Annotated in this window: 2 protein-coding genes; both read right to left on the reverse strand. The window is 44.8% G+C overall.

Translation table 11 applies throughout. From position 1 onward, the window contains the following. Positions 1-46 precede the first annotated feature (46 nt). A complete protein-coding gene (locus DW49_RS1000000129120) occupies positions 47-643 on the reverse strand; it encodes a hypothetical protein (RefSeq protein ID WP_024421463.1) in 597 nt (198 codons plus the stop codon). Further along, complete coding sequence (locus DW49_RS0123980) at positions 640-903, reverse strand: hypothetical protein (RefSeq protein ID WP_024421464.1); 264 nt, start codon at positions 901-903, stop codon at positions 640-642. Before DW49_RS0123980 ends, DW49_RS1000000129120 begins: the two co-directional genes overlap by 4 nt. Between the last annotated feature and the right edge of the window lie 107 nt (positions 904-1,010).

Here is a 1,010-nt window from a genome sequence, read left to right on the forward strand (position 1 = left end):
TAGTGTACTGTTTTCAAAATAAGTTACCCATAACCTGCAAGCTAAGCTATTGATAAGATTTGAATTTTACGTTAGTTGGTGGCTGATTTTTTCGAAAACAGTACACTAGGATGGCTGTTAGGAAAACGGCACCAAAAATAAATGCTAGTATCTTGTCTATCATAATGAAATTTTTTGCCTTTTGTTCGAAGCCGTACACCGGAAGTCGGTTGTCTTTGAACTTCTGATAGAGGCCTGCTTTCCGGTCGGGCGTGATGTACAGACAGACCATTCTTTGCATATTGGCATAAGCTGTTGGTGTTGGCTCTATACTAGAGAGATCACTTAATCCAAGGTTTTTGAATTCGGTTCTTAGAAGCTCGAAATGCTGCGCCATTGAATCGAGTATTGCAAAACAGTCCTCGGCAAAGCCTTGAGCCCAATGTTTGCTTTCCCTAGCACCTAATAGCTCGCTATCGCCCACGAAGGTTTCGGCGCTATTAAAGTAGGCTGTAGCTGTTTTCTGATAGGCTAGGAGAGCATCGCGCTTCTTGGGCTTGTCAGTTCTGTCTTCTGAGATAAAGCGACGTAGTGAAGCATATACGTTACTCCGAGACTCACTGAGTCTTGTACGGATTTCAACTACGTCTTGCTCTCTTGTCATTTTGAAGCAGCCTTGGCATCGGCGAGTGCTAAGGTTAGCAAAGTGCTGTAGTCCGAATTGTCAACGCCATCAAGTGTTAAGAATTTCTGACTTGGGAAATGCTTCAAGAAAATCGTCAAAGCCTGGCTGAGAGTTTTAGGCTCTTTTTGAGCAAACTCTGCTGCTAGGCGGGCCATTTGATCTGGCGTCGGATGCCATTGCCAAGGGCGAAGAATGCGTTCGATCTTGGCCTTAAACGCTGCAAGTTGCGTAATGTTCATATGTTACCCCCTCCTAGGGATCCTCCGATCAACTCACCGCGCCGTGGCCGATAGCCGGACTTTTCCTAAAATAAGCCGCTATTTGTTGAAAAATCGATCGATTAATC

Source organism: Pseudomonas avellanae BPIC 631 (assembly GCF_000444135.1).
In the GTDB taxonomy this organism is placed as follows: Bacteria; Pseudomonadota; Gammaproteobacteria; order Pseudomonadales; family Pseudomonadaceae; genus Aquipseudomonas; species Aquipseudomonas avellanae.

Excerpts from the sequence above, each read along its gene's own strand:
- DW49_RS1000000129120 (WP_024421463.1), bottom strand. The coding sequence starts at position 643 with ATGACAAGAGAGCAAGACGTAGTTGAAATCCGTACAAGACTCAGTGAG.
- DW49_RS0123980 (WP_024421464.1), bottom strand. The coding sequence starts at position 903 with ATGAACATTACGCAACTTGCAGCGTTTAAGGCCAAGATCGAACGCATT.